We start from the raw sequence: 25162 nt of genomic DNA on the forward strand, positions 1-25162 counted from the left end.
TGGGATGGGTAAGAACTCAGTCGAGGAGCAGGGCAGTCCGATCTTCCTCGTGGGCGCCGCCGTCGGCCTCTGCGCGCTCGGCCTCCTCGGGGTGATCACGCAGCAGGTGCGGCAGGCCCGGGCCACCGAGGCCGCCAGCACCGCCGCGCTCGCCACCGCCACCCCGGCGCAGCGGGTCACGATCCGGCCCGCGTCCCCGGTGGCCCGCGCCGCCGTCACCACCGCGCCGCCGGCCGTGCGCGGGGCCTCGGCCACGTACTACGCCGCGTGCTCCGCGGTCCGGGCGGCCGGGGTCGCGCCGCTGGGCCGGGCCGACCCGGGCTACCGCGAGCGGCTGGACACCGACGGCGACGGGCTGGCCTGCGAGGCCGGGCAGCCGCCGCGGCGGACCGTGCCCGCCGTCGACGGCGGCGGGGACCCGGCCGGCGGGCCGCCGCGCGCGACGGCCCGGCCGCGGCCGTCCGACCGCCCGCCGACGCCGCGCCCGACCGCCACCACCCGCCCCCAGCCGTCACCCACCGGCCCCCCGACCGGCGGCTGACCCGCCGCAGCCCACACCACCCCGACCACCCACTCCCGGGAGCGCCGACCGCCCGCCGCAGCGTGCGGCGGGCGGTCGTTTGCCATTCGCCCCGTCGGGTACGGCAGACAGGGACGAGAGGAGAACGGCATGACAGGCCAGACACCGAACATCGGCGGCAAGCGGGTCGCCTTCCTGTTCACCGACGGCGTGGAGGAGAGCGAGTACGTCGCCCCCCGCGACGCCGTCGCCGCGGCCGGCGGCAAGCCCGAGCTGATCTCGCTGAAGCAGGGCCCGGTACAGGGGATGCGGCACACCGAGAAGGGCGAGGTCTTCCAGGCGGACCTGGCCGTCGCCGACGCGGACCCGGCGGCGTACGACGCGCTGGTGCTGCCCGGCGGCGTGGCCAACCCGGACCGGCTGCGCACCGACGAGAAGGCGGTCGCGTTCGTCCGGGCGTTCTTCGCCGCCGGCAAGCCGGTCGCGGCGATCTGCCACGGCCCGTGGACGCTGATCGAGGCGGACGCCGTCCGCGGCCGGACCGTCACCTCGTGGCCGAGCCTGCGCACGGACCTGCGCAACGCCGGCGCCACCTGGGTCGACGAGGAGGTGCACACCGACTCGGGCCTGGTGACCAGCCGGAAGCCGGACGACCTCCCGGCGTTCTGCGCGAAGCTGGTCGAGGAGATCGCCGAGGGCCCGCACGCCAAGCAGCGCGTCAGCGCCTGACGCCGAAGCCCCGATGGCCCGGGGGCGCCGACCGCTCCCACCGCGGCCGGCGCCCCCGGGCCACCGGCGGGTCAGGGGGGTCCGGCCGCGCGCGCGGCCTCGGCCTCGGCCTTGTGCGCCAGGCCCGTCCGGGAGTCGTACCGCAGGAAGCGCGGCAGCGCCGCGGCCAGCGCGGCCGTACCGGCGACGCAGAGCACGCCGCCCCAGACGATCGAGCCGCTGATCCCCGTCCACTTCGCCATCAGGCCCGCGCGGACGTGGCCGAGCAGCGGGCCGGACGTGTACGAGATCATTTCGATCCCGGCCAGCCGGCCGCGCAGGTGGTCGGGGATGGTCTGGTTCCAGATGCTCATCCGGAACAGGCCGGAGACCATGTCGGCGGCGCCGGCGAACGCCAGGCAGCCGACCGTGACCCAGAGCAGCGAGGTCAGCCCGGCGCCGACGATGCCCAGCCCCCAGGCGCCGGCGGCGACCAGCACCATCAGCCCGTGCCGGCGGATCCGGCCGGTCCAGCCCGAGGTCAGCGTGGCCAGCAGCGAGCCGACCGCGGGCGCGGCGTACAGCAGGCCGAGCACCTTGGGGCCGCCCATCTTGTCGGCCAGGAACGGGTACAGCGCCGAGGGCATCCCGAAGAACATCGCGTTGATGTCCACCAGGTACGAGCCGAGCAGCTCGGGGCGGCTGCGGGCGTACCGCAGGCCCTCCACGACCGTGCGCAGCGACGGGCGGTCGGCGTGCGGCGGCGGCGGGACGCCGCGCATCAGCGCCAGCAGCACCAGGGACACCGCGAACGTGCCCAGGTCGACGGCGAACACCCAGGCCAGGTCCAGCGAGGCGATGAGGATGCCGGCCAGGCCGGGCCCGGCCAGCGAGGCGATCTGCATCCGGAGGGAGTTGAGGGCGCTCGCCGCGGGTATGAGATCGGGGCCGACGATCCGGGGGACCATGCCCTCCAGCGCCGGCCGCTGGACGCCGTCCACCGCGGCGCCGAGCGCGGCCACGACGTACAGCAGCCACAGGCTCGGCCGGTCGGACAGCGCGTTGACCAGCAGGACGCCGGTCAGCAGGGTGAGCGCCAACTCGCCGACCAGCACCAGCCGGCGCCGGTCGAAGTAGTCGGCCAGCGCCCCGCCGACCAGGTCCATGATCAGGATGGGGACCAGCTCGCAGACGCCCAGCAGGCCGACGAGCAGGGGATCCTTCGTGATCGTGGCCACCTGGTACGGGACCGTCACATAGGTGATGAACGACCCCACGCCCGAGATCGCCGACGCGGCGTACAGGAACCGGAACTGCGGGATGTGACGCAGCGGACGAACGTCCAGGGCCAGGCGTCGCCAGCGGGAAGAGGTCACGTACGGTGAGTTTGCTGGACGGAGCGCGCGCCGTCGAGACGTTTATCCGCGTGCCTCCGGTCGGCCCGACGAACGGAGTGCCATGACCGCGGTCGCCGCAGCGCACGGGCAGCGCAGCTCGCTCAGCCACCGGCAGATCCTGCTGCTGATGTCCGGCCTGATGATGGGCATGCTGCTCGCCGCGCTGGACCAGACCATCGTCGGCACCGCCCTGCCGACCATCGTGGGCCAGCTCGGCGGCATCGAGCACTACTCGTGGGTGGTGACGGCGTACCTGCTGGCCTCGACGGCGTCGACGCCGCTGTACGGCAAGATCTCCGACCTGTACGGCCGCCGCCCGGTCTTCCTGTTCGCCATCGTGACGTTCCTGGTCGGCTCGGCGCTGGCCGGCGCGGCGCAGGACATGACCCAGTTGATCATCACTCGGGGCATCCAGGGGGTCGGCGCGGGCGGGCTCATGACGCTCGCCTTCACGATCATCTCGGACGTGGTGGCGCCGCGCGAGCGCGGCCGGTACCAGGGCCTGTTCGGGGCGGTGTTCGGCATCGCCTCGGTGGCCGGGCCGCTGGCCGGCGGGTACTTCGCCGAGCACGACTGGCGCTGGATCTTCTACCTGAACGTCCCGCTGGGCCTGCTCGCGATCGTCGTCTGCTACAAGGTCATGCGGCTGATCCCGTTCACCAAGCGCCCGCACACGATCGACTGGTGGGGCGCCGGGCTGCTGGTGGCCGGGGTGAGCTGCGTGCTGCTGGGGCTGTCCTGGGGCGGCAACGAGTACGCCTGGGGCTCGCCGACGATCCTCGGCCTGCTCGCCGCCGGGGCGGTGCTGACCGTGCTGTTCCTGCGCCAGGAGCGGCGGGTCGACGAGCCGATCCTGCCGCTGCGGCTGTTCCGGCACCGGACGTTCGCGCTGGCCAACGCGGCCGGGTTCGTGTTCGGCCTGGCGATGTTCGGGTCGATCATCTTCGTGCCGCTGTACCTCCAGATCGTCAAGGGGGCCACGCCCGCGCGCAGCGGCCTGCTGATGCTGCCGATGATGGCCGGCATCATCGCCACCTCGGTGCTGTCCGGGCGGCTGATCAGCAAGCTGGGCCGGTACAAGTGGTTCCCGGTGGCCGGCTCGGCGATCATGATCGTCGGGATGCTGATCCTCAGCCGACTGGAGGTCGGCTCGACGCTGGTCGAGGCGTCCATCGGCATGATCGTCGTCGGCGTCGGGATGGGCCTGTGCATGCAGGCGCTGATCCTGGCCGTGCAGAACGCGGTGGAGAAGCGCGACCTCGGCGCCGCCACCTCGGCCGCCACGTTCTTCCGGACGATGGGCGGCTCGTTCGGCGTGGCGATCCTCGGCGCGGTCCTGGCCGCCCGGCTGGGCGTGGAGATGGCCGCGAACAAGGCCGCCCTGCTGGCGAAGCTGCCGCAGGCCGCGGGCGCGATGGGCGGGCTGCGGGACATCTCGATCAACGACCCGGCCAGCATCCGGGCGCTGCCGGTACCGGTCCGGGAGCTGATCCAGGCCAGCTTCGTCTCGGCGCTCCAGACGGTGTTCACGGTGACAGCAGTGATCACGATCGCCGCGTTCGTGCTGACCCTGCTGATGCCGGACGTCGAGCTGCGCGGGCCGGCACCCGAGCCGGCGGCGGAGGGGCCGGAGGACGCCGCCGCCGACATGGAGGCGAAGACCCAAACGATGATCTAGCCGACACGACGCGACGCTACCCACGCCGGACCGGCGCGGGTAGCGGTCAGGCGGTCTTGCGGGGGCGGGTGGTCTTCTTCGCCGGCTTCTTGGCGGGCGCCTTCTTCGCCGCCTTCGCCGGCTTCTCCGCCGCGGGCTCGTCGGCCACCCGCAGGTGCGACCGGTCGCCGCCCGCCGCCTTCTTCGCCGGCGCCCGCTTGCGCGCCGGCCGCTCCGCCGGCTCCTCGCCGCGGGCCGCCTTCGCCCGCTCCACCGACGCCTTGAGCGCGGCCATCAGGTCGATCGCCGGCGCCGGCGCTGCCTCGGGCTCCTCGGCCCGGCCGACCTCCCGGCCGGCGAGCTTGGCGTCGATGACCTCCTGGAGCGCGGCCCGGTAGTCGTCGGTGTACTCGTCGGGGCGGAACTCGCCGTCCATCGAGTCGACCAGCGAGGACGCCATCGCCAGCTCCTGCGGCCGGACCCGGATGTCGTCGTCGAGGAAGCCGAACGACGGCGCGCGGACCTCGTCCGGCCAGAGCATCGTGTTCAGGACGAGGACGCCGTCGCGCACCCGCAGCGTGGCGAGCTGCTCGCGCTGGCGCAGCGCCACCTTGACGATCGCCACCCGCTCGGCGTCGGCGAGCGCCTCGCGCAGCAGCACGTACGGCTTGGCGGCGCTGCCCTCGGGTTCGAGGTAGTACGCCTTGGCGTACAGGATCGGGTCGACCTGGTCGGCCGGCACGAACCGGAGCACGTCGATCGCCCGCGAGGTGGACAGCGGCAGGTCGGCGAAGTCGTCGTCGGTGAGGATGACCATCTCGCCGCCGCCGGCGTCGTAGCCCTTGGCGATCTCGTCGTACGTGACCTCGGCGCCGCAGGTCTGGCAGGTCCGTTTGTACCGGATCCGGCCGCCGTCGGCGGCGTGCACCTGGTGGAAGCGGATGTCCTTTTCCTCGGTGGCCGAGTACAGCTTCACCCCGATCGAGACCAGCCCGAACGAGACCGCGCCCTTCCAGATCGCGCGCATGCCGTACTCCCTACCCGAAGATCGCGGCCGATCACCGACGGCCGCCCCCGATGTCTAGCATGACCAGGGTGTCCGCCGGTCCGATTCGTCCGATGCTGGCCGCTACCGGTGTGATGCCGGTAGGGGCGCAGTGGGCGTACGAGTTCAAGTGGGACGGGGTCCGCGCGGTCGCCGTCGCGGCCGGCGGGCGGCTGCGGCTGTGGGCGCGCAGCGGGGCGGAGATCAGCGTCGCGTACCCCGAGCTGGCGCCGCTGGCGGGCGCGCTGCCGGACGACACCGTGCTGGACGGGGAGATCATCACGCTGGACGCCGCCGGCGCGCCGAGCTTCGTGGCGCTGGCCGAGCGGATGCACGTCCGCGACCCCGCCCGCGCCGCCGCGCTCGCGGCGACCCGGCCCGTGACGTACATGATCTTCGACGTGCTGCGGCTCGGCGGCGCGGACGCGACCGGGCGGCCGTACGACGAGCGGCGGGCCCTGCTGGACGCGCTCGCCCCGGCCGGGTCGCACTGGGTCGCGCCGCCGTCCTTCGCCGACGGGGAGGCCACCGCGGCGGCCGCCCGCGAGCACGGGCTGGAGGGCATCGTGGCCAAGCGCCGGACCGCCCCGTACCGGCCCGGCCTGCGCACCGGCGACTGGGTGAAGCTCAAGTGGGAGGCCACCGACGACTTCGTCGTCGGCGGCTGGCGCCCCGGCGCCCGGGCCATCGGCGCCCTGCTGCTCGGCGATCCCGGGCCGGGCGGGCTGCGGTACCGGGGGCGGTGCGGCGGCGGGATCAGCGCCGCGGCCGAGCGGGACCTGCTCGCGGTCCTGGAGCCGCTGCGCCAGGCGGCGAGCCCGTTCCTGGACGTGCCGGCGCCGGACGCCCGCGGCGCGGTCTGGACCCGGCCGGCGGTCGTGGTCGAGGTCCGGTACGCCCACCGCACCCCGGACGGCCGCCTCCGCTTCCCCCGCTACCTGCGCCGCCGCCCCGACCTCACCCCGCCCGCCGCCGAGTCGGGCGCGGGGTCGTGAGTCCCGCGGCCGAGCCGGCGCGGGTCCGGGTGCGGGTCGAGGACCGGGAGCTGGAGCTGTCCAACCTCGACAAGGTGCTGTACCCGGCGACCGGCTTCACCAAGGGCGAGGTGATCCACTACTACACCGCGGTGGCCCCCGTCCTGCTGCCGCACCTGCGCGACCGCGCGCTCACCCGCATCCGCTACCCCGACGGCGTGGACGCGAACTCGTTCTTCGAGAAGAACGCCCCGGCCGCCACCCCGGACTGGGTCCGCACCGAGACCCTGCCCGCGCCCGGCTCGACGCTGGGCCGGGCCACCGTGGACTACGTGGTCGCCGACGACCTGCCGACGCTGGTCTGGCTGGCCAACCTCGCCGCGATCGAGCTGCACACCCCGCAGTGGCGGGTCGGCGGCGACCCGGACCTGCTGGTCATCGACCTGGACCCCGGCGCGCCGGCCGGGCTGCCCGAGTGCGCCCGGGTCGCGCTGGCGGTCACCGAGCGGCTGGCCGCGGACGGGCTGGCCGCGCTGCCGAAGCTGTCCGGCCGCAAGGGCATGCAGCTCGCCGCCGCCGTCTCCGGCACGCAGCCGGCGGACGTGGTCTCGGCGTACGTGAGGGGTGTCGCCGAGGAGCTGGCCCGGCGGCGGCCGGGTGAGGTGACCGCCGCGATGGCCAAGCGGGTGCGCGGCGGGCGGGTGTTCCTGGACTGGAGCCAGAACAACGCCGCCAAGACGACAGTGGCGCCGTACTCGCTGCGGGCCGGGCCGGCGCCGGCGGTCTCGGCGCCGCTGACCGCGGCCGAGCTGGCCGCGCTGGCCGACGGCAGCGCGCCGCCGCGGCCGGTCGGGCCGGGGGAGGCGCTGGACCGGGCGGCGGGCGGCGACCTGTGGGCGGCGCTGCTGGAACCAGGGCCGCCGGTGCCGATCTGACCAGCCGTTCGGGCCGGTCAGCGGGCCGATGGGCCATTCAGCAGCCTCGATGCCCGTGCTTGAATGTGGCGTCCCGATGATCATGTCGGCGGCACCCGCACCGGAGAGACGAGCACCCGCATGCGCATCCTGCTGGCCACCACCATCACCGCCGCCCTCCTCGCCGGGCTCGCCGGCCCCGCGGCCGCCGCGCCCCGCCGGGACGACCCGACGTACGGGATCGACGTGCAGAAGGTCGGCGGCACCGGCTGCCGGCAGAAGGACACCGTGATCGTGCTGTCGAACGACAACATGGCGATGACGGTCATGTACTCCGGGTACGCCACCCAGCTCGGCAAGAAGGCCAAGGCCGCGCACAAGGAGTGCCGGATCAAGCTGAAGCTGCGGGCGCCCAAGGGCAGCCGGTACTCGGTCACCGGGGTGTACCAGCGCGGCTTCGCCGACATCGCGACCGGCGCCGCGGGGACGTTCACCGCCGCGTACGGGCACCCGAACAGCAAGCCCGTCTACGCCAACACCCGCCGGTTCACCCCGCAGCCGGCCGCCGTCTGGCAGGACAACACGCCGGCCGACCTGGACTGGTCGCCGTGCGAGGAGAAAAAGGTGTTCCTCATCGACACCGACCTGGACCTCAAGGGCAAGGGCGCCGAGGCCAAGGACAGCTCGCTGACGCTGGACTCCAGCGACGCCGACGTGGCCACCCGGTTCAGCCTGCGCTGGGAGAAGTGCCGCTGATCGGGTGGTCGATCGGTCACCGGCCGGGCCCCTTCGTCCGATACGCCACAGCCGGGGTCGGCCCGCTGTCGCCCGGGCGGGGCAGCCGGGGCTGATCCGCGCCCGCCCGCGATCATGTTACGAAGTGTTCTTCCGCGATTACCGAGGGAGAACACATGCAGCTCGCCACCCGCGCCGCCGCGGTCTGCGCCGCGACGGCCGCGGTCGTCGCCGTCGCCGCGCCCGCCGCCGCCGGCCCGGACCGCCGGGGACCGGACCGGACCCCGCGCCCGTACGGCATCGAGGTCCTCGACCTGCGCGGCTCGGGCTGCGCCGACGACACCGCGACGGTGTCGCTGTCCAACGACAACCTGGCGCTGACCGTGGTCTACGGCGACTACTCCGTCGAGCTGGCCGCCGGGCAGCGCCGGGCGCGCAAGGACTGCCACATCTCGCTGCGGGTCCGTTCGCCGCGCGGCACCCAGTACGCGATCTCCTCGGTCGACCAGCGCGGCTTCGCCGACCTGGCCGGGCCGGTCCGCGGCCGGTTCACCGCCGACTACCACTACGCCCGCGGCCGGACCGTGTACCGGACCGCCAGGAACTTCGCCCCGCCGGTCACCGACATCTGGCAGGACACCGCGTCCGACCTGCGGTACTCGCGGTGCGGCGAGGACCGGCCGCTGCACCTCGACTCGTCGATCGAGCTGTGGGGGCGGGGCTCGGACGCGGCCACGTCGTTCCTCGCCATCGACACCACGGACGCCGACGCGGCGGCGACGACGTTCGGGCTGCGCTGGCGCCACTGCCGATAACCGCCGGCCGGCCGGAAAACCGGATATCACGGATGTACGTATTCGGCCGACTAATAGGTCTGGGATAGGGCGGATTTATCCGGCGAACGGCGCCGGCGGCGATGCGCATCGCGCGCAAAGGCGCATCGGTGATCGACAATGCCCTCGCGTTTCGTGAAGGATGGCGTGACTTTCCGTTCACGACATTGGGAGGGTACCCACTGATGCGAGTGAGTGCAGCGACGGCGGCGCGCCTCGCCGTCCCGGCGGCCGCGGTGCTGGCCGCCGGCGCGGTGGCCGTACCGGCACGGGCGGCGGACGCCGCGTTGAAGGTCGACATCGTCAGCGTGACCGGGACCGGCTGTGTCAAGGACGGCATCACCGTCACGCACGACTACCAGCAGGTCCGGTTCGCGGTCAGGGACCTGCGGGTGGACGCCGCCAAGCCCGGCGCCACCTGCGTGCTGACCCTGGACCTCACCGCGCCGGCCAAGCAGACGTACGCGATCACCGACGCGACCGTCGCCGGCCAGCGGACCATCGAGGCCGGGTCGACCGGCAGCGTGCGCGCGATCGTCGGCCACGGCAAGGACGCCAAGGACGTCACCGAGCCGATGATCAAGGGCGAGGGCGCCTGGTTCAAGGGCATCGACACCGCCGGGCAGAAGGGCGCCGGCTGCGGCAAGGCCGGCCGCTACACCCTCGACCTCGCGCTGAAGCTGGACCCGGCCAGGGGCGCCGACAGCGTGAAGGTCGAGGACCTGGCCCTGAAGTACCAGCTCAACGACTGCTGAGCAGCAACACCCGCTGAGCGCTACTGGTCGCTGGTCGGCAGGGGTGGGCCGAGCACGTCGTCGCCGTCGATGATCGTGTACGCGTACCCCTGCTCGGCCAGGAACCGCTGCCGGTGCGCGGCGTACTCCACGTCGATCGTGTCCCGGGCCACCACGCTGTAGAAGTGGGCCTGCCGGCCGTCGGCCTTCGGCCGCAGCACCCGGCCCAGCCGCTGCGCCTCCTCCTGCCGGGAGCCGAACGTCCCGGACACCTGGACCGCCACCGCCGCCTCCGGCAGGTCGATCGAGAAGTTGCCCACCCGGGAGATCACCAGCGTCCGCAGCTCGCCCGCGCGGAACGCGTCGAACAGCCGCTCCCGCTCCCGGTTCGTCGTCGAGCCCTGCACCACCGGCGCGTCCAGGAACTCGCCGAGCTGGCCGAGCTGCTCCAGGTACGCGCCGATCACCAGCACCTGCTCGGTCGGGTGCCGGCGGATCAGCGCCTCCACCACCGGCAGCTTCGTCCGGGCCGTGGCGGCCAGCCGGTACTTGTCCTCGGTCTCCGCCGTCGCGTACGCCATCCGCTCCGCGTCGGTCAGCGTCACCCGCACCTCGGTGCAGTCGGCCGGGGCGATCCAGCCCTGCGCCTCCACGTCCTTCCACGGCGCGTCGTACCGCTTCGGGCCGATCAGCGAGAACACGTCGCCCTCCCGCCCGTCCTCGCGCACCAGCGTCGCGGTCAGGCCGAGCCGGCGGCGGGCCTGCAGGTCGGCAGTGAACCGGAAGATCGGCGCCGGCAGCAGGTGCACCTCGTCGTAGATGACCAGGCCCCAGTCGCGCGCGCCGAACAGGTCCAGGTGGGTGAAGACGCCGCCGCGCCGGGCGGTGAGTACCTGGTACGTGGCGATCGTGACCGGCCGGATCTCCTTGCGCTCGCCGCTGTACTCGCCGACCTCCTCCTCGGTCAGCGTGGTCCGGGCGACCAGCTCCCGCTTCCACTGCCGGCCGGCGACGGTGTTCGTCACCAGGATCAGCGTCGTCGCCCCCACCCGGGCCATCGCCGCCGCGCCGACCAGCGTCTTGCCCGCCCCGCACGGCAGCACCACCACGCCCGAGCCGCCGGCCAGGAAGTGCTCGACCGCCTCGTCCTGGTACCGGCGCAGCTCCCAGCCGTGCGGGTCCAGCGCGATCGCGTGCGCCTCGCCGTCGACGTACCCGGCCTCGTCCTCCGCCGGCCAGCCCAGCTTCAGCAGCGCCTGCTTGAGCCGGCCGCGCTCGCTCGGGTGCACCGCGTACGTGTCGTCGGCGAGCCGGGCGCCGAGCATCCCGGCCAGCTTCTTCGCCCGCGCCACCTCGGTCAGCACGGCCAGGTCGGTGCCGTGCAGGACCAGGCCGTGCGCGGGGTCGTTGCGCAGGGTCAGCCGGCCGTACCGGTCCATCGTCTCGGCCACGTCGACCAGCAGGCCGTGCGGCACCGGGTACCGGGACCAGCGCAGCAGCGCGTCCACCACCGCCTCGGCGTCGTGCCCGGCGGCCCGGGCGTTCCACAGGCCGAGCGGGGTCAGCCGGTACGTGTGCACGTGCTCCGGCGACCGCTCCAGCTCGGCGAAGGGCGCGATGGCGCCCCGGCACGCCGCCGCGTCCGGGTGGTCGACCTCCAGCAGCAGCGTCTTGTCCGACTGCACGATCAGCGGTCCGCCGGTCACCGCACCTCCCCGCGAGGAACCCGACGCCGCACCCTGCCGCGAAGATCCCAATGCTCCAGTGTCCCACGCCGTCCCGGAACCGCCAGGGGTCGCGCGCGCCGCCCCGCGGCGGCACCCCGCGGCCGGGTCAGTCCGGGACCGCCGCCGTGATCCGGTGCAGGGCGAACGTGTGCAGGGTCTCCGTCCGCTCGTCCTCCGCCCGCAGGTAGCCGGCCGCCAGCGACACCGGCAGCACCAGCCGGGACAGGGTCGAGCCGTGCGCGTCCACGTACCCGACCCAGACCGGCTGCCGGTCCCGGACCGCCTGCTGGAGCACCGCCAGCGCCTCGGTGTGCGACTGGACCGGCGCCGGCCCGGCGTCCGGGTGCCCCTGCGCCGCGCGCAGCGCCGCCGGCGCCCGGCGGGCGGCCGACGCCCGCGCCTCGCCCCGGCGCAGCGCCTCGATGATCCCGGCCAGCCGCACGTCGGTCAGCGCCGGCGCGGCCGGCAGCACCGGCCGGCGCGGCGCCGCGGCGCCGGCCGCCCGCTGGGTGCGCGGGGTGGCCAGCAGCGCGGACCCGGCCGCGTCCTCCGGCACCGGCGCGTAGCCGGCGTCGCGCAGCGCCGCCACCAGCCGGGCGCTCTGGTACGGCGAGACCAGCACCGTCGGCGCCAGCCGGCGCAGCCCCAGCGGCGCCAGCTTGCGGTCGGTGAGCACCTGGGCCAGCAGCGCCTGGTCGTCGCTGCGCAGGTACCCGCCGGCGGCGCCCGCGCGCAGCCCGCCGTGCCGCCGGCCCAGGTCGTCGACCAGGTACGTCAGCGCCTGCGGCACCGGCGTGCGGGACCGGCGGCGGAACAGCCCGTGCAGGTCGTCGGTGGTGTTCCCGGCGTCCAGCGCGCGGCGGACGCTCGCCTCGGTCACCCGGTACACGTTCGCCCCGCCGCCGGACTCGTGCTCGGCGGCCAGTTCCAGCTCGGCGGCCAGCGCCGGCTCCGGCGGCCCCGGTACGACGACGGTCAGGTCCGCCTGGACGAGGAAGTGGTCCACCGGCGCCGGCAGCAGCGGGTCCAGCGCCGCCGCCAGCGGGCCGAGCGCCGGGCCGGGGTCGCGGACGCCCAGCGGGTCGTCGTCGGCCGCCCCCTCGCCGTCGTCGAGCAGCAGCCGGCCGTACGAGGTCAGCGCGTCCCGGCCGGTCACCCCCAGCCGGGCGGCCTCGGCCGCGGCCTGGCGGGTGGCCTCCTCGCGGCCGGTGACCCGCCGCGGCCAGCGCCACGCGACCAGCCCCAGCAGCTCCTCCGCCGGCGGCGCGGCGCCCGGCGGCAGCGCGGCCAGCGCCCCGAGCACCGACCGGCGCAGCAGCGGCGTGCCGGACCGCTCGACCTCGCCGGCCAGCGCGGTCACCGGCTTGTCCCGGTCGTCCCGGCTGCCGACCAGGCCGGGCTGGCGGGGCATCGTCCACCAGGCGTCGGCCAGCGCCGCCCAGCGCGCGGCCAGCGGCAGCACCCGCCACGTGTCGTACCGCGGGGTCGGCAGCAGGCCCGGGTTCGGCGCGCCCTCGGACCCGGCCACCAGCGCGGCGGCGGCGCACACCTCCAGCAGCAGCGCCGCCGTCGCCTCGTCCACCCCGGCGTCGCGGGCCAGCCGGCGGAGCTGCTGCACGCCCACCCCGCCGGCCCGCAGCAGCGGCACCGGCTCGGCGGCCAGGACCGCCAGCAGCGCCTCCGCCTGCCGGACCGCCTCCATCGCCTGCCCGGCCCCGGCCGCGTCGGCCGCGGCCGGCTCGCGCACGGCGGCCACCGCCGGCGGCTCCGGGCGCAGCGGCCCGAGCGGGCCGGTGTCGCGGCGCAGCAGCAGGCCGACCTCGCGGGGCAGCTCGACCGTCTCGTACCGGTCCGGCTCGACCGCCCCGCCCGGCACGCCGGTGGGGGCGAGCAGCCGCTCGCCGACCAGCCACACCACCGGGCTGTCCGGCTCGGCGGCGCTCTCCCGGCCGCGGCGGGCGCCCGAGCGGCGCTCGACCGACTCGGCGGCCACCGTGCCGACCGGCGGGCCGGCGGCGAGCCGGTCCAGCACCGCGCGGGCGGCCGGCGGCGCCGCCAGCACCGCCCGGCGCAGCCGGGCCGGGTCCGCGGCGAGCGCGGCCACGGCCGCCCCGAGCTGGATCGCCGGCCGCCCCAGCCCGGCCGGGTACGGCCCGCACACCTCGTCCACGCCGCCGGCCACCTCGACCGCGTCGTCCGGGCCGACGACCAGGTACGCCGCCCGCAGCGCCGCCAGCGCCGTGGCCGCCGCGGGCGTGCCGCCGGTGTACCCGGCGATGGCCGCCGCGGTGGCCCGGCCCTCCTCGTCGCGGGCCAGCCGCACGCCGTCCAGGACGCGCAGCGTGAACTCGTCCAGCCCGTCCAGCACCCGGGCGGCGCTGTGCCGGGTCTGGGCCCGGGCGGCCAGGGCGGTCAGGTCGCTGGGCACGGGCACGACGAGGTCGGGGCGCCGGCGCAGCAGTGCCGCCAGCTCCCCGTCGTCGAGCCCGCGCAGTACGTCACTCAGAGACATCGCCCACCAACGCTACCCGCCGCGAGGCCCGACCCGACCCGGCCCGCTCGCCGCGCCCCGCCCGTGACTACGGTGGGTACATGCGCGCGGTGGTGGGCTTCGACCTGGACCTGACCCTGGTGGACTCCCGGCCCGGCATCGCGGCGGTGTGGCGCCGGTTCGCCGCCGAGACCGGTACGCCGGTCGACGTCGACCTGGTCTGCGCCCGGCTCGGCCCGCCGCTGGCCGCCGAGATGGCCAACTGGGTGCCCGCCGACCGGGTGCCGGCCGCGGTGGCCCGGTACCGGGAGCTGTACCCGGCGTACGCCATCGACCCCAGCCCCGCGCTGCCCGGCGCGGCCGACGCGCTCGCCGCGATCCGCGCGGCCGGCGGCCGGGCCGTCGTCATCACCGCCAAGCTCGGCCGGCTCGCCGCGCTGCACCTGGACCACCTCGGGCTGGCCGTCGACGCGGTGGCCGGCGACTGCTTCGGCCCCGGCAAGACCGCGGCGATGCGCGCGCACGGCGTGACCGTCTTCGTCGGCGACCACACCGCCGACATGGCCAGCGCCGTCGCGGCCGGGGTGCCGGGCGTCGGCGTGACCACCGGCCCGCACGACGCGGCGGCGCTGACCGCGGCCGGCGCGGTCGCCGTCCTCGATGGGCTGGGCGGGCTGCCGGGGTGGTTGCGGCAGAGCTAGCCTTGATGTCCGGTTGGCGTGTCGCGTACCGACGCCGGCGCGCCGCGGCCCAGCGGGGGCGCGGACGGCGACCGGGCCGCCCGCCGGACCTGCACGTGCCAGCAATTCCCCCAAGCCGAAGTCGAGGTCAGCGGTGCCGACGGGTCGAGTCAAGTGGTACGACGCGGAGAAGGGCTACGGGTTCGTCACCAGCGACGAGGGCGGGGACGTGTTCCTGCCCAAGGGTTCGCTGCCCAGCGGGGTGACCGAGCTCAAGAGCGGGCAGAAGGTGGAGTTCGGCGTGGTGGAGAGCCGCCGCGGCAACCAGGCGCTCGGCGTGACGCTGCTGGACGCGCCGCCGTCGGTGACCGAGCTGCGCCGCCGGCCGGCGGAGGAGCTGCACGGGGTCATCGAGGACATGATCAAGGTGCTGGAGGCGAAGATCCAGCCGGACCTGCGCCGGGGCCGCTTCCCGGACCGCAAGACGTCGCAGAAGATCGCCGAGGTCGTGCACCACGTCGCCCGCGAACTGGAGACCTGAGCCGCGCCGCCGCGCGGGCGTCGCCGGTCGGGGGACGGCGGCGCGCGCCGGGCGGGGCGCGGACGACGCAATAGCGCCGCCGTGCAGCGCAGGGGCCGGGCGTGGTTCAGCGCAGGGGCGGCGTGGTTCAGCGCAGGGGCGGGGCGGCCGGGGTCAGGCCGGCCGCCGCGGCGCGGCCCAGCAGCGCCCCGGCGGCGGCGTACCCCTCGTCGCCGAGGGCCGCGGTGAAGTTGTTGACGTACAGGGCGATGTGCGCGTCCACCACGTCCGGCTCCAGCTCCTGCGCGTGCGCCAGCACGTAGTCGCGGGACGCCGCCGGGTCGGCCCATGCCCGCCGTACCGAGTCGCCCACCCACGCCGCCGCCGCGGCCGGGTCCACCGCGCCGCGGCGGGCGAGGATCGCGCCGAGCGGGATCGGCAGCCCGGTGTCCGCCTCCCACCACTGCCCGAGGTCGACCAGCGCCGTCAGCCCGTACCGGGGGTAGGTGAACCGGGCCTCGTGGATCACCAGCCCGGCGTCGTACCGGCCGGCGGCCACCCCCGGCATGATCTCGTGGAACGGCGCCACCTCGATCCGGCCCGGCGGCCGGCCGGCGGCCCACAGCCGCATCAGCAGGTACGCCGTCGTCCGGTCGCCCGGCACCGCCACGGTCGCCCCGGCGACGTCGAGGTCGGGGGTGCGGGCGAGCAGCAGCGGGCCGCAGCCGCGGCCGAGCGCCCCGCCGCAGGGCAGCAGGTGGTAGTCGCCGAGCAGCCAGGGCAGCGCCGCGAAGCTGACCTTCACCAGGTCGAACGCGCCGCCGGCCGCGGCGGTGTTGGTGACGTCCACGTCGGCGTACGTGACGTCGACCGGCGGGGCGCCGGGCACCGCGCCGTGCACGAGCGCGTGGAAGACGAACGTGTCGTTCGGGCAGGGGGAGATCGCCAGCGACAGACTCACCGCCCCACCGTACGGGCCCCGGTCCGCGGGCCCGGCGTCAGCCGATCTCGGTGCGGGTCAGCACCAGCTCGCCGGTCTGCGGGTACGCGTGCCACGTCCGCCAGCCCACCCGCCCGGCCCGGCGGGTCACCTGGAGCGCGGTGATCGCGTCGGGGTGGCCGGGGAAGGCGCCGACCAGCCCGTACGGGTCCGCGGCCACCATCCGCCGGACGATCGCCACCTCCGCGCTCAGCGCCGCGGCGCCCGGCCGGCGTACCTCGGCGGCGAACCGCAGCCCGTCCACCTCGGCCCGCTCCGGCAGGTGCGCCGGGCCGTCCGGCAGGCAGGCGACGGTCTCGATCCGGTCGTCCAGGACGACCTGGTGGGACGCCCCGAGCAGGTGCAGGCTGACGCCGGGGTCGGGCAGCGCGAGCGAGTACAGCGCCGGCAGCCGCGGCAGGGACAGCGTGAAGCTCAGGTCCCCGGCCGCGGTGTCCGCGTAGGCGGTGTCGAGGCTGACCAGCACGTTCCCTCCCCGGTCGATGGTTTCCGGTCGGCGATCGACCGGACGGTACCAAGCCGCCGCCACGGTTCACCCGCGCGGCGCCGCCCCGGCGAGCGCCGCCACGGCCGGGGCGGCGGCGGTGAGCGCGGCGAACGCCGCCGGCAGCCGCCACGCGGACCGGTCCAGCGGGCCGATCCCGTTGGACACCGTCCGCAGCTCCGCGAACGGCAGCCCGGCCCCGGCGGCGGCCACCGCCACGCCGAAGCCCTCCATCGCCTCGGCGACCATCGCCGGGTACGCCGCCCGCAGCACGCCGGTCGACGCCGCCGTGCCGGTCACCGTGGTCACGGTGACGATCTCGCCGACCAGCGCCGCGGGCAGCGCCGCGGCGAGCGGGCGCAGCAGCGCGCCGGCCGCCTCGACCACCGTGGTCGCGCCGAACCCGATCTCCTCGATCGGCTGGAACCCGTCCGGCGTCTCCGCGCCGAGCCACGCGGCCACCGCGCGCGTACCGAGCACGGTCGCGCCGAGCGGCGCGACCCCGACGACGCCGCCGGCGATGCCGGCGTTGACCACCGCGGCGTACGGCGTGCCCCGCCCCTCGGCGAGCGCGAGCAGCCGCGCGGTGCCGGCGGCCGCGGCGGCGGGCCCGATGCCCACGGCGTGCACGGCGACGTCGGCGCCGGCCGGCAGCCCCGCCCGGACGGCGTCGGCCTCCGGCTCGACGGCGGTGATGATCAGTACGGTCACTCGTCTCCTCCGGGGGGCGGGCCGGCCGACGGCCGGTAGACGTGGAAGCCGGGCGGGGCGGGCGCGCCGGGCGGGGTCCCGGGCGCGGGGCGGGCGCGCGGCGGCCCGGGCCGCCGCTCGGGGACGTCGTCGGCCTCCCGCCACCAGTCGGTGTCGCCGCCCCCCGCCGCGCCGCCGCCGGCCGCCCGGTCGGCGGACCCGCGCCGGTCGTCCCCGCGCTCGGTGCTGCGGTCGTCGCGTCGGACCGGTCGGCGTTCGGTCCCGGCGCGGCCCGGTTCGGCGCCCGGCCGGCGGCCCGCGCCGCGGCCACCCGCGCCGGGTTCGCCCGCGCCGGGTTCGGCCACTGTGGGGCCGGCCGGGCCCGCGGCGGCACCGCGTGCGTCCGGCCCGGACCGGTCGGCGGCGTCGGGGCCCGCGGTCGCGTCCGGCCCGGATCGGTCGGCGGGGTCGCCGGTCGGCCGGTCGCGCGGCGCGCGGTGCGGCCAGAGCAGGACCGCGCCGGCGAGCGCCCCGACCGCCGCCGCCGCGATCGCCGCCGCCGGTACCGCCCACACGCCCGCGGCCAGCCCCGCCGGCACGGCCGCCGCGCGCAGCGCGGTCCCCACCGCCGCGGCCGCGCCGCCGGCCCGGTCGGCCGCGGTGGTGAGCACGCCCGCGGTACCGGCCGCCGCGAGGCAGACCAGCGCGAGCAGCGCCGGCTCCAGCAGCGCCCCCGCGGCGAGCGCGCCCGTGCCGAGCAGCGCCGCCGGTCCGGCCCAGCGCGGCACCCGTACCCATCGCCCGGTCACCGCCCCGACGAGGACGCCCGCGGCGACGGCGGCGCCGCCGGCGATCAGCGGCCCGTTGCCGAGCCCGCCGCTGCCGCGGAACCCGCGCAGCAGCAGCGGTACGAGCAGCGTCACGGTCAGCGCCAGCCACCCGCCGGCCGCGGCCCATACCGGCCACGGCGACCCGCCGCCCCGGGCCCACCACCATCCCGGACGGTGCTCGCCGGCACCCGGCGCGCCGCCGCCGGTCCTCGCGGCACCGGCCGCCCGGCCGCCGCCCACCGCCCACGCCGCGGCCGCGGCGTCGTCCGGGGCCGGCAGCCGCAGGGCCGGTACGAGGCCGAGGATCAGCAGGACGAACGCGAGCTGCGCCGGCCGGCTCGGCCCCATCGCGAGCGCGACCAGCCCGAGCGGCGCGGCGAAGATCCCCGCCACCACCCCGTGCACCCGCACCCGGGCCCGGGCGCGGTCCCGGGCGGCTCCGGCCACCGTGGACAGCAGCGCCGCCAGCCCCACCCGGTACAGCAGGGCCAGCGCGAGCAGCCCCCCGGCCGCGGCCCACCACGCCCCGGTCACCGCGGCGCCGGCGAGCCACCAGGCCAGCACGGCCCGGCCGGCCAGCGTCAGCAGCGGCACGTACCGGGCGGCGGGGGCCAGCCGCGGGCCGGCCCGCAGCACCCCGACGGCCGCGCCGGCGAGCAGCGCCGCGGCGGCGAGCGCGGTGAGCGACGCGTACGGCCGCAGCCCCGGCACCGGCGGCGCGAGCAGCGCGCGCAGGACGCCCAGCACGACGAGGGTGTCCGCGGCGCAGGACGCGGCGTGCACACGCCGGACGTGCCGCAGCGCGTCGGTGGCCGGCGGCGGCATGGCGCGGCCGGCGGCGCGGCCGGTGCGCGCGGCGGCGCCGAACAGGAGGCGGACGATCCCGCCGAGCAGGTACGAGACCGCGCGGATGACCGGCATGGGCCCATCCTGGCGCACCGGGACCCGCCCCGCCGTACCGGCCACGCCGCCGCACGGGGAGTCCGCCAGCGGGAACCGGGTGGGATGCGGAAGAATGGCCGACGTGACCAGGACTACCGCCGCCCGACCCCGTCTCGACTCCGCCTGCGCGAGCGCCGTCGAGCCGGCCCGCGCCGGGATCACGGAGGTCGGCGAGGGAGATATCGGTGCCCATCTCGGCGTGGTGGCCGAGGCCGAGCGGGTGGTCACCCACTACTTCGCGTGCGAGCTGCCGGGGTACGTCGGCTGGCGCTGGGCGGTCACCATCGCCCGGGCCCCGCGCAGCCGGACGGTGACGGTCTGCGAGACGGTCCTGCTGCCGGGCGACGCGGCGCTGCGCGCGCCGGCCTGGGTGCCGTGGCGGGAGCGGCTCCAGCCGGGCGACCTGGGCGTGGGCGACCTGCTGCCGACGTCCGCCGAGGACGATCGGCTCGCGCCCGCGTACCAGCTCTCCGAGGACCCGGCGGTCGAGGACATCAAGTGGGAGCTGGGCCTCGGCCGGGTCCGGGTGATGTCCCGGCTCGGGCGCGGCGAGGCGGCGCAGCGCTGGTACGACGGCGACCACGGCCCGAGCGCCCCGATCGCGGCGGCGGCGCCGAAGACCGCGCGCTGCGGCGGCTGCGGCTTCTACCTGCCGCTGGCCGGCGCGCTGCGGGCGACGTTCGGGGCGTGCGGCAACCTGTACGCGCCGGACGACGGCCGGGTGGTCAGCGTGGACCACGGCTGCGGCGCGCACTCCGAGGTGCTGGTGGAGCAGCCGGCGCCGGTGGAGGAGCTGCCGACGGTGTACGACGACACCGAACTGGAGTCGGTCGAGGTGAGCCGCGCGGCCGGCTCGGTCGCCGACGGGGAGCAGCCCGAGCCGTACGGCCACGGCTGACCGCGTCCGACCTCAGTGGTCGGCGGGGTCCGCGGCGCGCCGGCGCCGGCGGTGCGCGTCGTGCCGGAGCATCGTGGCGAGCCCCGGCAGCCCCAGCAGGAAGCCGGCGAGGCAGATCCACAGCCAGTCGGTGTGGCCGCGGGCTTCCAGCCAGCCGCGGGCGGCCAGTAGCGTGAGCCCGGCGACCGCGAACGCGGCGAGCCCCGCGACGACGACCGGGACCATCGGCGGATCGAGCGCCCGGAGTCGGCGCGGCTCGTCGTCGTGTGCGGCCATTCGCCCAGCGTACGACCATCGCGGCGGTCCCCGGCACGCCCCCGGGGTGATCGACTGCATAGTGACCGGTGTCATAACCGGCTGGTCGTTAGCCAAGCGAACTACTACGATGGTGGAGAGAGACGGAGCGTTCAGGGAATGGCACCGAGTACCGTCGAGCCGCGCGATCTGGCGATCACGCTGCGCGACGCGATCACCCGGCTCAACCGGCGGGTCCGCCAGGCCCGCCCGGTCGGCGACCTCACCGTCGCGCAGTTGTCCGCGCTGACCAGCCTCGAACTGGCCGGCGACCTGACCCCGGGCGAGCTGGCCGACGCCGAACGGGTCCGCCCGCCGACGATGACGAGGATCATCGCCAAGTTGGCGGAGCGCGGCCTGGTCGAGCGCCGGCCGCACCCGACCGACGGCCGGCAGGCGATCATCGCCGCGACCGCCGAGGGCCGCGCGGTGTACGCGCGGTTCGCCCGGGTCCGGGACGAGTGGCTGACCCGCCGCCTGCGCGAGCTGACCGACGCCGAGCGGACGACCCTGGTGGCCGCCGCCGCGATCCTGCGCCGGCTGGCCCGCGACTAGCCGCACCCCGCGCCCCGTCCGGCCGGCGGACCGCATCCGCCGCAACGGACGTCACCGAGGGGGCGCATACGAGTGCGCACGAAGCTGGCCAGCGCGGTCCAATCACTCACGGTCAGGAACTACCGACTCTTCGCCACCGGACAATTGATCAAGCTGCTCGGCGTGTGGTCCATGTTCACGGCGCAGGACTGGCTCGTCCTGCAACTCTCCGGGGACTCGGCCACCGCGCTGGGGATGGTGACCGCGCTCCAGTTCATCCCGGTCCTGCTGCTCACGCTGTACGGCGGCCGGCTCGCCGACCGGTACGACAAGCGGCGGCTGCTGATCGCCGCGAACGCCGCCTGGGCCGCCCTCGCCGTCGCCTTCGCCGTGCTGGCCGCCAGCGGCGTCGTGACCCTCTGGCACGTGTACGTCTTCGCCGCCGCGATGGGCGTCAGCGCCGCCATCGAGACCCCGGTGCGGCAGTCGTTCGTCTCCGAGCTGGTCGGCCCGACCCTGCTGCCGAACGCGCTGTCGCTGTCCGCCGCCACCTTCAACTCCGCCCGCATCCTCGGCCCGGCCCTGGCCGGCGTGGCGCTGGCCACCATCGACATCGGTCCGACGTTCCTGCTGAGTACGGTGTTCGCGGTCGCGCCGGTGCTCACCTTCCTCCGGATGCGGACCGCCGACCTGCACCGCGACGCCCCCCGGGCGGCCGCCGACGCGCGGATCCGGGACGGCCTGCGGTACGTCGTGCGCCGCCCCGACCTGCTGGTCCCGATCGCGCTGATGAGCGTGGTGGGGCTGCTCGGCCTCAACTTCCCCGTCACCCTCGCCGCCCTCGCCAAGACCACCTTCCACACCGGCCCCGCCGCGTTCGGCCTGCTCACCACCGCCCTGGCCGGCGGCGCGCTGCTCGGCGCGCTGGTCAGCGGCAGCCGCCGGGCCCGCCCGTCGGTGTACGTGGTGGCCGGCGCGGCCGCCGCCTTCGGCCTGGCGGAGATCACCGTCGGGCTCGCCCCGAGCTTCGGCACCGCCGCCGCGCTGCTCGTGCCGACCGGGTTCTTCATGGTGCTGTTCGCCCAGGCGGCCAACCAGCGGGTGCAGATGGGCACCGACCCCGCGTACCGGGGGCGGGTCATGGCCCTGTACGTCCTCGTGTTCCTCGGCACCACCCCGATCGGCGCCCCGCTGGCCGGCTGGGTCGCCGAGCACGCCGGCCCCGGTACGGCGATCTGGGTCGGCGGGGTGTGCTCGCTGGCCGTCGCGGTCGTCGCCCTGACCTGGAAGCTGCACCGGACCGGGGAGCGGCTGGCCTTTCGGTGGGCACCCATCCCGCGGCTCTCGGTAGTCCCCTCGCCACACATCTGACCGGCCCAGCTCGGCATTTCGTCCCATTCCGACCAGTGGAGGCCCGTAAAGGTCGGTGGGTGTCGGCGGGTTGTGCTGAGGTAGGGGCATGGAGGCACTGATTGGGGCCGGGGCGCTGCGGGGCGGACTGGGCATGGAGTACGCGCGCCTGCGCGCCGCCGCCGAGGCGGCGCCGCCGGACACGCCCGTACCGACCTGTCCGCAGTGGAGCCTGGCCGACCTGGTGAGCCACGTCGCCGAGGTGTACCTGCACAAGGCCGCCTGCATCCGCGCCGGCGCCGGACCCGAGCCCGACCCGCCCGGGCCCGGCCCCGAGCCGGCGCCGGCCGTCGAGCTGCTCGACCGGGCGTACGCCGAGCTGTGCGCCGAGTTCGACGCCCGCGGCCTGCACGACCCGGCCGCGAGCTGGTACCCGCGGGACCCCACCGTCGGCTTCTGGATCCGCCGGATGGCCCACGAGACCGTCATCCACCGGCTCGACGCCGCGCTGGCCGCCGGGGCGCCGCTGCCGCCGGTACCGACGCCGCTCGCCGTGGACGGCATCGACGAGGTGCTGCGGGTGTTCCTCCAGTTCGGCACCCAGGAGTACGGCCGCATGTTCGGCCCCGAACTCACCGAGGCCGACGGCCGGACCGTCCTCGTGCAGACCGCCGGCCGCGGCTGGGCCGTCCGGCTCACGCCGACCGGCGTCGCCGTCACCGAGGCCGACGCGGACACCGCGGCCGGCGCCACGCTCAGCGGCGAGCCGTACGATGTGCTGCGCTGGCTGTGGCGGCGCGGCGGCGCCCCGGAGCGCGGCGGCGACGCGGCGCTGACCGACCGGCTGGAGGCCCTCCTCGGCACGGCCACCCAGTAGCCACCCGACCCGGCGCCCGCCGGGGCACAGCGGAGCGGAGGCGGCCGATGGCGCAGCCCGGGGCGGCCGAGCACGCCGACGCGGTCGGTAGCGGTCCCGGCCGCGAGGCATCCGGCGGGGTCGAGCGGCTGTTCGTCGCGGTGGACCCCACGCCGCCCGCCGCCGCCCACCTCGCCGCCGCGGTCGCCGACCTGGACGTCGGCCGCGCCGCCGCCCGCGGCGTCAACGCCCGCCCGGTGCCGCCGGAGCGCTGGCACCTCACCCTGGCCTTCCTCGGCGACGTACCGCCCGCCGACCGCCCCGCCGTCGAGGAGGCGCTCTGGGTCGGCGCGGCGGCCTGGCGCTCCCGCGCCCGCGACCCGCTGGTCCTGCACCTGGCCGGCGGCGGCACCTTCGGCCGCGGCCCGTCGACGATCCTGTGGGCGGGCGTCGGCGGCGCGGCCGGCGAACTCGCCCACCTGGCCCGGCAGCTCCGGGTGGCCCTGCGCCGGCGCCGGCTGCCGTTCGACGGCAAGCCGTTCCGCCCCCACCTCACCCTGGCCCGCCCCGGCACCCGCCTGGACCCCGCCCCCGACGTCGCCGCCCTGGCCGCCTACGCGGGCCCACCGTGGACGCCCGCGGCGGTCCACCTGTACCGCAGCACCCCGGGCCCCGACCCCCACTACACCCGCCTGTCCACCACCGACCTGCACCCCCCGCCCTGAACGCCAAGAGCGCGGCCCGAACGGGACGGACGGCTCGAACCCCACGAGCGGCTCGAACCCCACGAGCGGCTCGAACATCACGAGCGAGGCTTGGGCAGCACGAGCGGCTTGAACGGCACGAGCGCGGCTCGCGCGGCAAGAGCGGCTCGATGAGCGGCACGAGCCCCGGCAACGCAGCCCAGCCCGCGCGCACAGGTCGGGCAACCGCACAACCCGGCTCGGCAGGCAACGATCGACCACGGCCCACCCCCGCAAGGCAGGGCAGCAACGCGGAGCCGGAGGGGGCGGGTGCCCCGGCAGGGATCAAGCCTGACCGCCCCTGCCGGGGCACCCGCCCCCTCCCGCGCAACCCACGACCACACCAACGGCACCGACCACCCCACGCGGCGCCGACCACGTCATGCGGCAGCGACCACCCATGCGGCAGCGACCACCTCAAGCAGCGGCGGAACGGATAGCGCCGAAGAAACAGATGGTGCGAAGAAACGGATCAGCTCGACTCGCGGGCCGCCCCCGGCGCCCCGCCGAACAGCACGTCGTCCCAGCTCGGCAGCCGCTTCCGCGACTTCGTCGGCGTCTCGGACTCGGCCGCCGTCCGGCGCGGCCGCAGCACCGCGAGCGACGGTACGGCCGGCACCTCCTTCGGCGCGTCCGCGTCCTCCTCGAACGCCGACCCCGGCCCGCCGCCCAGCAGCGCCGCCGCCCCGCCGCTCACCGGCCTGGCCGGCCGCGCGGCCAGCCCGCCGCCGGCGGGCGAGTCCAGCGGCCGGTCGAGGCTGGCCAGCAGCGCGTCGCGGCCCGAGCGGATCGGGTCCGGCCGCCGCACCGGCTCGGCCAGCGCGGCCGGCAGCCCCCGCCCGCGCCCCGACTCGGCCGTCCGCGGGTCGCGCGCCGACTCCGGCCGCGGCTCGCTGGCGACCGGCAGGCCGTGCCCGCGGGCCGGCTCGCCGCGGCCGGGCAGCCCCGGCGCCGGCTCCTGGCCGAGCAGCGGCGCGGGGCGCTCGGTGCACAGGTACTGGGCCATGTCGTCGTACGCGCTGACGTGCTGCCGGGCCTTGTCCAGCTCCCACACCGCCTGCGCGGTGGCCTTGCCGGACGGCCAGGTGGCGACGATGCGCCAGGTGCCGTCGTCGCGCCGGTACGCGTCCCAGGAGATCTTGTCGGAGTCCACGCCGTGCTGGGTGAGCTTGCCGTCGACCACCTCGGCGAGCGTGGCGCCCTTGTCCGAGCCGCGCAGCCGGGTGCGGCGCGCGTGCTGGGCGAGCATGGCCCGCTCCTGGAGCACCGGGCCCGCGTACCGGAGCACCCGGTCGACCGGCACGCCGGCCACCCGGGCGACGTCGTCGGCGGTCTCGCCGGCCCGGATGCGGGCCTGGATGTCCCGCGGCGCGAGGGTGCGCGACGGGTCGGGCGCGGGCGGTGGGACCGCCGCGGCGCCGCTGCCGCCGTGCATCACGGTGCTGACGCGGTCGTCGAGGGGCAGCGCCAGCAGGCGCCCCACCTCGTCGGCGAGCACCAGGGCCTGACCGTCCTCAGAGAGGGCAACGAAGCGTACGGGTCGCATCGTGCCGCCTCCCCTCCCGCTGTAGCGTGTCCGCCGCTGCGCCGGCAACGGCCGCGGTTG

At 76.5% G+C, this 25162-nt stretch carries 25 protein-coding genes; 15 read left to right on the forward strand and 10 right to left on the reverse strand.

Annotated elements, in window-relative coordinates; translation table 11 throughout:
• Positions 1 to 4 precede the first annotated feature (4 nt).
• Positions 5 to 541 carry an excalibur calcium-binding domain-containing protein gene (locus IEY94_RS13620; protein ID WP_189170511.1) on the forward strand — a complete coding sequence of 179 codons (537 nt, stop codon included), beginning with the start codon at positions 5 to 7 and terminating at the stop codon, positions 539 to 541.
• A gap of 129 nt (positions 542 to 670) precedes the next feature.
• Positions 671 to 1249: a type 1 glutamine amidotransferase domain-containing protein gene (locus tag IEY94_RS13625; protein WP_189170512.1), complete on the forward strand. Its 579-nt coding sequence runs from the start codon at positions 671 to 673 to the stop codon at positions 1247 to 1249.
• A 71-nt stretch (positions 1250 to 1320) separates the two neighbouring features.
• On the opposite strand, the gene IEY94_RS13630 is transcribed toward IEY94_RS13625, so the two are convergent.
• Entirely contained in the window at positions 1321 to 2604 is a 1284-nt protein-coding gene (locus IEY94_RS13630) for an MFS transporter (RefSeq protein ID WP_229783816.1), read from the reverse strand.
• Positions 2605 to 2686: 82 nt separating this feature from the next.
• On the opposite strand from IEY94_RS13630, the gene IEY94_RS13635 reads away from it, so the two are divergent.
• The gene (locus tag IEY94_RS13635) at positions 2687 to 4303 is read left to right on the forward strand and encodes an MDR family MFS transporter (protein WP_189170513.1); all 1617 of its coding nucleotides are present in this window, start codon (positions 2687 to 2689) and stop codon (positions 4301 to 4303) included.
• Positions 4304 to 4349: 46 nt separating this feature from the next.
• Here the strand turns inward: IEY94_RS13635 and ku are convergent, their stop codons facing one another.
• Complete coding sequence (gene ku, locus IEY94_RS13640; protein WP_189170514.1) at positions 4350 to 5309, reverse strand: non-homologous end joining protein Ku; 960 nt, start codon at positions 5307 to 5309, stop codon at positions 4350 to 4352.
• Between the two features lie 59 nt (positions 5310 to 5368).
• On the opposite strand from ku, the gene ligD (IEY94_RS13645) reads away from it, so the two are divergent.
• The 5 genes from ligD (IEY94_RS13645) to IEY94_RS13665 all read left to right on the forward strand — a co-directional run bounded on the left by ligD (IEY94_RS13645) (position 5369) and on the right by IEY94_RS13665 (position 9538).
• Positions 5369 to 6322, forward strand: a complete 954-nt coding sequence (ligD, locus tag IEY94_RS13645; protein ID WP_444544019.1) for a non-homologous end-joining DNA ligase — start codon at positions 5369 to 5371, stop codon at positions 6320 to 6322.
• On the forward strand, positions 6319 to 7236 hold the full coding sequence (gene ligD, locus IEY94_RS13650; protein ID WP_189170516.1) for a non-homologous end-joining DNA ligase: 918 nt from the start codon (positions 6319 to 6321) through the stop codon (positions 7234 to 7236). The genes ligD (IEY94_RS13645) and ligD (IEY94_RS13650) overlap by 4 nt, the downstream gene beginning before the upstream one ends.
• Positions 7237 to 7356: 120 nt before the next feature.
• Positions 7357 to 7971, forward strand: a complete 615-nt coding sequence (locus IEY94_RS13655; RefSeq protein WP_189170517.1) for a DUF4360 domain-containing protein — start codon at positions 7357 to 7359, stop codon at positions 7969 to 7971.
• 155 nt (positions 7972 to 8126) lie between these two features.
• The gene (locus tag IEY94_RS13660; RefSeq protein WP_189170518.1) at positions 8127 to 8765 is read left to right on the forward strand and encodes a DUF4360 domain-containing protein; all 639 of its coding nucleotides are present in this window, start codon (positions 8127 to 8129) and stop codon (positions 8763 to 8765) included.
• A gap of 209 nt (positions 8766 to 8974) precedes the next feature.
• Positions 8975 to 9538, forward strand: coding sequence for a DUF4360 domain-containing protein (locus tag IEY94_RS13665; protein ID WP_189170519.1), 564 nt, complete (start codon positions 8975 to 8977; stop codon positions 9536 to 9538).
• A 20-nt stretch (positions 9539 to 9558) separates the two neighbouring features.
• On the opposite strand, the gene IEY94_RS13670 is transcribed toward IEY94_RS13665, so the two are convergent.
• Positions 9559 to 11223, reverse strand: a complete 1665-nt coding sequence (locus IEY94_RS13670; protein WP_189170520.1) for a DNA repair helicase XPB — start codon at positions 11221 to 11223, stop codon at positions 9559 to 9561.
• 127 nt (positions 11224 to 11350) lie between these two features.
• The gene (locus IEY94_RS13675; protein ID WP_189170521.1) at positions 11351 to 13756 is read right to left on the reverse strand and encodes a helicase-associated domain-containing protein; all 2406 of its coding nucleotides are present in this window, start codon (positions 13754 to 13756) and stop codon (positions 11351 to 11353) included.
• Between the two features lie 80 nt (positions 13757 to 13836).
• On the opposite strand from IEY94_RS13675, the gene IEY94_RS13680 reads away from it, so the two are divergent.
• A complete protein-coding gene (locus IEY94_RS13680) occupies positions 13837 to 14436 on the forward strand; it encodes an HAD family hydrolase (protein WP_189170522.1) in 600 nt (199 codons plus the stop codon).
• 133 nt (positions 14437 to 14569) lie between these two features.
• Entirely contained in the window at positions 14570 to 14956 is a 387-nt protein-coding gene (locus IEY94_RS13685) for a cold-shock protein (protein ID WP_189170523.1), read from the forward strand.
• Positions 14957 to 15083: 127 nt separating this feature from the next.
• Here the strand turns inward: IEY94_RS13685 and IEY94_RS13690 are convergent, their stop codons facing one another.
• The 4 genes from IEY94_RS13690 to IEY94_RS23570 all read right to left on the reverse strand — a co-directional run bounded on the left by IEY94_RS13690 (position 15084) and on the right by IEY94_RS23570 (position 18860).
• Positions 15084 to 15896, reverse strand: coding sequence for a 1,4-dihydroxy-6-naphtoate synthase (locus IEY94_RS13690; protein WP_189170524.1), 813 nt, complete (start codon positions 15894 to 15896; stop codon positions 15084 to 15086).
• Positions 15897 to 15933: 37 nt separating this feature from the next.
• Positions 15934 to 16401, reverse strand: coding sequence for a DUF2617 family protein (locus tag IEY94_RS13695; protein ID WP_189170525.1), 468 nt, complete (start codon positions 16399 to 16401; stop codon positions 15934 to 15936).
• Positions 16402 to 16467: 66 nt separating this feature from the next.
• Positions 16468 to 17130 carry a futalosine hydrolase gene (locus IEY94_RS23565; protein WP_229783819.1) on the reverse strand — a complete coding sequence of 221 codons (663 nt, stop codon included), beginning with the start codon at positions 17128 to 17130 and terminating at the stop codon, positions 16468 to 16470.
• Positions 17127 to 18860, reverse strand: coding sequence for a hypothetical protein (locus IEY94_RS23570; protein ID WP_229783822.1), 1734 nt, complete (start codon positions 18858 to 18860; stop codon positions 17127 to 17129). The genes IEY94_RS23565 and IEY94_RS23570 overlap by 4 nt, the downstream gene beginning before the upstream one ends.
• A 94-nt stretch (positions 18861 to 18954) precedes the next feature.
• Here IEY94_RS23570 and IEY94_RS13705 point away from each other — a divergent pair, with 94 nt between their 5' ends.
• Complete coding sequence (locus IEY94_RS13705) at positions 18955 to 19779, forward strand: DUF3027 domain-containing protein (protein ID WP_373291279.1); 825 nt, start codon at positions 18955 to 18957, stop codon at positions 19777 to 19779.
• A gap of 12 nt (positions 19780 to 19791) precedes the next feature.
• Here the strand turns inward: IEY94_RS13705 and IEY94_RS13710 are convergent, their stop codons facing one another.
• Positions 19792 to 20055: a DUF2530 domain-containing protein gene (locus tag IEY94_RS13710; protein ID WP_189170527.1), complete on the reverse strand. Its 264-nt coding sequence runs from the start codon at positions 20053 to 20055 to the stop codon at positions 19792 to 19794.
• A gap of 138 nt (positions 20056 to 20193) precedes the next feature.
• Here IEY94_RS13710 and IEY94_RS13715 point away from each other — a divergent pair, with 138 nt between their 5' ends.
• The 4 genes from IEY94_RS13715 to thpR all read left to right on the forward strand — a co-directional run bounded on the left by IEY94_RS13715 (position 20194) and on the right by thpR (position 23538).
• Positions 20194 to 20628: a MarR family winged helix-turn-helix transcriptional regulator gene (locus IEY94_RS13715; RefSeq protein ID WP_189170528.1), complete on the forward strand. Its 435-nt coding sequence runs from the start codon at positions 20194 to 20196 to the stop codon at positions 20626 to 20628.
• Between the two features lie 72 nt (positions 20629 to 20700).
• Positions 20701 to 21978, forward strand: a complete 1278-nt coding sequence (locus IEY94_RS13720; RefSeq protein ID WP_189170529.1) for an MFS transporter — start codon at positions 20701 to 20703, stop codon at positions 21976 to 21978.
• 88 nt (positions 21979 to 22066) lie between these two features.
• Positions 22067 to 22834, forward strand: a complete 768-nt coding sequence (locus tag IEY94_RS13725) for a maleylpyruvate isomerase family mycothiol-dependent enzyme (RefSeq protein ID WP_189170530.1) — start codon at positions 22067 to 22069, stop codon at positions 22832 to 22834.
• Positions 22835 to 22881: 47 nt separating this feature from the next.
• Positions 22882 to 23538, forward strand: coding sequence for an RNA 2',3'-cyclic phosphodiesterase (gene thpR / locus IEY94_RS13730; RefSeq protein WP_189170531.1), 657 nt, complete (start codon positions 22882 to 22884; stop codon positions 23536 to 23538).
• Positions 23539 to 24028: 490 nt separating this feature from the next.
• On the opposite strand, the gene sepH is transcribed toward thpR, so the two are convergent.
• The gene (sepH, locus tag IEY94_RS13735; RefSeq protein WP_189170532.1) at positions 24029 to 25102 is read right to left on the reverse strand and encodes a septation protein SepH; all 1074 of its coding nucleotides are present in this window, start codon (positions 25100 to 25102) and stop codon (positions 24029 to 24031) included.
• Positions 25103 to 25162: the final 60 nt, after the last annotated feature.

The organism is Pilimelia anulata (genome assembly GCF_014647895.1).
In the GTDB taxonomy this organism is placed as follows: domain Bacteria; phylum Actinomycetota; class Actinomycetes; order Mycobacteriales; family Micromonosporaceae; genus Pilimelia; species Pilimelia anulata.

Excerpts from the sequence above, each read along its gene's own strand:
- IEY94_RS13620 (WP_189170511.1), top strand. The coding sequence starts at position 5 with ATGGGTAAGAACTCAGTCGAGGAGCAGGGCAGTCCGATCTTCCTCGTG.
- IEY94_RS13625 (WP_189170512.1), top strand. The coding sequence starts at position 671 with ATGACAGGCCAGACACCGAACATCGGCGGCAAGCGGGTCGCCTTCCTG.
- IEY94_RS13635 (WP_189170513.1), top strand. The coding sequence starts at position 2,687 with ATGACCGCGGTCGCCGCAGCGCACGGGCAGCGCAGCTCGCTCAGCCAC.
- ku (WP_189170514.1), bottom strand. The coding sequence starts at position 5,309 with ATGCGCGCGATCTGGAAGGGCGCGGTCTCGTTCGGGCTGGTCTCGATC.
- ligD (WP_444544019.1), top strand. The coding sequence starts at position 5,369 with ATGACCAGGGTGTCCGCCGGTCCGATTCGTCCGATGCTGGCCGCTACC.
- IEY94_RS13655 (WP_189170517.1), top strand. The coding sequence starts at position 7,357 with ATGCGCATCCTGCTGGCCACCACCATCACCGCCGCCCTCCTCGCCGGG.
- IEY94_RS13660 (WP_189170518.1), top strand. The coding sequence starts at position 8,127 with ATGCAGCTCGCCACCCGCGCCGCCGCGGTCTGCGCCGCGACGGCCGCG.
- IEY94_RS13675 (WP_189170521.1), bottom strand. The coding sequence starts at position 13,756 with ATGTCTCTGAGTGACGTACTGCGCGGGCTCGACGACGGGGAGCTGGCG.
- IEY94_RS13680 (WP_189170522.1), top strand. The coding sequence starts at position 13,837 with ATGCGCGCGGTGGTGGGCTTCGACCTGGACCTGACCCTGGTGGACTCC.
- IEY94_RS23570 (WP_229783822.1), bottom strand. The coding sequence starts at position 18,860 with ATGCCGGTCATCCGCGCGGTCTCGTACCTGCTCGGCGGGATCGTCCGC.
- IEY94_RS13705 (WP_373291279.1), top strand. The coding sequence starts at position 18,955 with ATGGCCGACGTGACCAGGACTACCGCCGCCCGACCCCGTCTCGACTCC.
- IEY94_RS13710 (WP_189170527.1), bottom strand. The coding sequence starts at position 20,055 with ATGGCCGCACACGACGACGAGCCGCGCCGACTCCGGGCGCTCGATCCG.
- IEY94_RS13715 (WP_189170528.1), top strand. The coding sequence starts at position 20,194 with ATGGCACCGAGTACCGTCGAGCCGCGCGATCTGGCGATCACGCTGCGC.
- IEY94_RS13725 (WP_189170530.1), top strand. The coding sequence starts at position 22,067 with ATGGAGGCACTGATTGGGGCCGGGGCGCTGCGGGGCGGACTGGGCATG.
- thpR (WP_189170531.1), top strand. The coding sequence starts at position 22,882 with ATGGCGCAGCCCGGGGCGGCCGAGCACGCCGACGCGGTCGGTAGCGGT.
- sepH (WP_189170532.1), bottom strand. The coding sequence starts at position 25,102 with ATGCGACCCGTACGCTTCGTTGCCCTCTCTGAGGACGGTCAGGCCCTG.